Below are 3,223 nucleotides of genomic sequence, written 5' to 3' on the forward strand. Positions count from 1 at the left end.
GAACAAGAGCTTCGCCGGCGTGCACGCGCTGCGCGACGTGGAGTTCGCCCTGCGCCCCGCCGAGGTGCACGCGCTCATCGGCGAGAACGGCGCGGGCAAGTCCACACTGATCAAAGTGATGACCGGGGTGTACCGGCCGGACTCCGGCACGGTGCGGCTGACCGGTCGCGCACGAGGCGGTCGTCGTCCGGCGCGGACCAGGGGACGTCGACGATGCCGGAGCCCACGACGTCGAGCCCCGCGTCGGCGAGCGCGGCCTCGAGCCCGCCCGGCGCGCGCAGCGGGCCGTCGGGCGGCACCTCCTCCTCGTGGGCGGCCGAGACGGCGCGCTCGACGACGTCGAGGTCGTTGCGCGCACCCTCGGCCCAGCAGGCGATCCCCACCCGGCCGCCGGGCACCAGCACGCGGACGAGCTCGGCCAGCGCGTCGGCGGTGTCGTCGGCGAACTGCAGGGCGTTGACGGCGAGGACGGCGTCGAAGGCGCCGTCGGCGAACGGCAGGTGCTCGACGTCGCCGTCCCCGACCGTCGCCCCCGGGTGCCGCTCAGCCGCCCGCCGCGCCATCGCGGGGGCGGGGTCGACGCCCGCGACCGACGCGCCGGCGCGGAGCAGGTGCCCCAGCAGCTCGCCCGTGCCGCACCCGACGTCGAGGACGCGGGACCCGGTCCCTACCTGCGCCGCCGCCAGCAGGGGCGGCCAGACCGGCGCGGCGAGCGAGCCCCAGAGCTCCGCCCAGGCGTCGGCGACCGCCGACCAGCGCTCCCCGCCGCCGCCGTCCATGCCGCCGCCCTCGCCCCGAGCCTCAGCCCTTGCGCCGCTGCGCGGACGTCCAGTCCCGCATGCGCTGCGGGTAACCGGTGAACCGCACGTTGTAGACGGGGACGCCCAGCGAGCGGGCCACCTCGAAGCCCGTGCGCTCGTCCGGGACGCGACGTCGCGTCCACTCGCCGGTCGTCGCGACGAGGAGGACCGTGGTCGGCGTCTGCACGTTCGGCGGCTCCACGTAGGCCTCCACGCCCACGCGCGTGCGGACGAACTCCTGCAGGTACGCGATCGTCTCGCCGCGCGACCCGGACGTCGGCGCGGCACCGGGGGCCGGCGACGACGACCTGCCCAGCAGGCGTCCCAGCGAGGTCCTGAGCGACATGGCGCGAGACTACCGCCGTCGTCGGCGTCGTGGTCGGGAGACCGCCCGGAGGTGTCCTGAAGGTCATGCGGCGGTCAGGTGTACCCAGCGTCACACCAACCTGGACCCCCGAACGATTGGGGCGACCCCCGCGGAGGTGACAAGATGGCAGGCAGTGACCAGAACGCGGCAACCGGAGATGTCGCGGGCCGGCAACCCGGCTCGCCTCGGCACGTCGCCTGACCCACTGATCGAAGGAGACTCCACAGGTCATGTCTGAGAACGTGCAGCTCCCTGCACTCGGCGAGTCCGTCACCGAGGGCACCGTCACCCGATGGCTCAAGGCCGTCGGCGACACCGTCGCCGTCGACGAGCCCCTGCTGGAGGTCTCGACCGACAAGGTCGACACGGAGATCCCGTCGCCCGTCGCGGGTGTCCTCGAGCAGATCCTCGTCGAGGAGGACGAGACCGTCGAGGTCGGCGCCACCCTCGCCGTCGTCGGCGACGGCTCCGGTGCCGGTGGTGGCGACGCGGCCCCGGCCGCCGAGGCCTCCGCCGCCGAGCCCGAGGCTCCCGCGGAGCCCGAGCAGCCCGCCGAGCCGGCCGAGCCCGCCGCAGCCCCCGAGGCTCCCGCTCCCGCCGCCGAGGCCCCTGCCGCCGAGGCGCCCGCCGCCGGCGGCGGCGAGGGCACCGAGGTGACGCTGCCCGCCCTGGGCGAGTCCGTCACCGAGGGCACCGTGACCCGCTGGCTCAAGGCCGTCGGCGACTCGGTCGAGGTCGACGAGCCGCTGCTGGAGGTCTCGACCGACAAGGTCGACACCGAGATCCCGTCCCCCGTGGCCGGCACCGTCCAGCAGCTCCTGGTCGAGGAGGACGCGACCGTCGAGGTCGGCGCCGTCCTGGCGGTCATCGGCTCCGGTGCCGCGGCCCCGGCCGCTCCGGCCCCCGCCGCTCCGGCCGAGCCCGAGCCGGCGAAGGCTCCGGAGCCCGTGGGCGCCCCCGAGAAGCCGGAGGAGCCCGCCGCGGCGCCCCCGGCCGCTCCGGCGCCCGCCCCGGCCCCCGAGCCTGCTGCTCCGGCTCCCGCCGCCCCGGCCCCGGCCCCGGCTGCTCCGGCCGCCGCGCCCGCGGCGGGCAAGGGCTCGTACCTCACCCCGCTGGTGCGCAAGCTCGCCGCGGAGAAGGGCGTGGACGTCTCGAGCCTCCAGGGCACGGGCGTCGGCGGCCGCATCCGCAAGGAGGACGTGCTCGCCGCGGCCGAGAAGGCCGCCGCGCCGGCTCCCGCCGCCGAGGCCGCGCCTGCGGCCGCCCCCGCGGCCAAGGCTCCGGCGGTCCTGCCGGTCTCGCCGCTGCGCGGCACGACGGAGAAGATGTCGCGCCTGCGCAAGATCGTGGCCGAGCGCATGGTCGAGGCCCTGCACACGCAGGCCCAGCTCACGACCGTGGTCGAGGTCGACGTCACCAAGGTCGCCAAGCTGCGCGCGAAGGCCAAGGAGTCGTTCAAGGCCCGCGAGGGTGCGAACCTCACGTACCTGCCGTTCTACACGCTGGCCGCGGTCGAGGCGCTCAAGGCGTTCCCGAAGATCAACGCCTCGATCGACCAGGACAAGGGCGAGATCACCTACCACCCCGCGGAGAACGTCGGCATCGCCGTCGACACCGAGCGTGGCCTCGTGGTCCCGGTCATCAAGAACGCCGGCGACCTGAACCTGGCCGGCATCGCCCGCCAGATCGGCGACCTGGGCGCCCGCACGCGGGCGAACAAGGTCGGTCCGGACGAGCTCTCCGGCGCCACGTTCACGATCACGAACACCGGCTCGGGCGGCGCGCTCATCGACACGCCGATCGTCCCCGGTGGGCAGGTCGCGATCCTCGGCACCGGCACGATCACCAAGAAGCCGGCGGTCGTGACGGGTCCGGACGGCGAGGAGACCATCGCCATCCGCCAGTTCGCCTACCTGTTCCTCTCCTACGACCACCGCCTGGTCGACGGTGCGGACGCCGCGCGCTTCCTCACCGCCATCAAGGCACGCATCGAGGAGGGTGCGTTCGAGGCCGAGGTCGGTCTCTGACCTCGCCCCGCCCCTGATCGACGCAGGGC

Annotated in this window: 3 protein-coding genes and 1 pseudogene; 2 read left to right on the forward strand and 2 right to left on the reverse strand. The window is 75.1% G+C overall.

What is annotated here, in order from left to right:
* Window positions 1-64 precede the first annotated feature (64 nt).
* Window positions 65-121: pseudogene (locus ACFUVW_RS20300) on the forward strand (ATP-binding cassette domain-containing protein); the annotation flags it as partial.
* On the opposite strand, the gene ACFUVW_RS20305 reads toward ACFUVW_RS20300, so the two are convergent.
* The gene (locus ACFUVW_RS20305; RefSeq protein WP_430573103.1) at window positions 111-779 is read right to left on the reverse strand and encodes a methyltransferase domain-containing protein; all 669 of its coding nucleotides are present in this window, start codon (window positions 777-779) and stop codon (window positions 111-113) included. The pseudogene ACFUVW_RS20300 and the gene ACFUVW_RS20305 overlap by 11 nt on opposite strands.
* 22 nt (window positions 780-801) lie before the next feature.
* Window positions 802-1,146, reverse strand: a complete 345-nt coding sequence (locus ACFUVW_RS20310; RefSeq protein ID WP_430573104.1) for an oxidoreductase — start codon at window positions 1,144-1,146, stop codon at window positions 802-804.
* A gap of 251 nt (window positions 1,147-1,397) precedes the next feature.
* Here ACFUVW_RS20310 and sucB point away from each other — a divergent pair, with 251 nt between their 5' ends.
* Window positions 1,398-3,194: a 2-oxoglutarate dehydrogenase, E2 component, dihydrolipoamide succinyltransferase gene (sucB, locus tag ACFUVW_RS20315; protein WP_430573105.1), complete on the forward strand. Its 1,797-nt coding sequence runs from the start codon at window positions 1,398-1,400 to the stop codon at window positions 3,192-3,194.
* Window positions 3,195-3,223 lie beyond the last annotated feature (29 nt).

The organism is Isoptericola sp. NPDC057391 (genome assembly GCF_042668085.1).
GTDB lineage: Bacteria > Actinomycetota > Actinomycetes > Actinomycetales > Cellulomonadaceae > Isoptericola.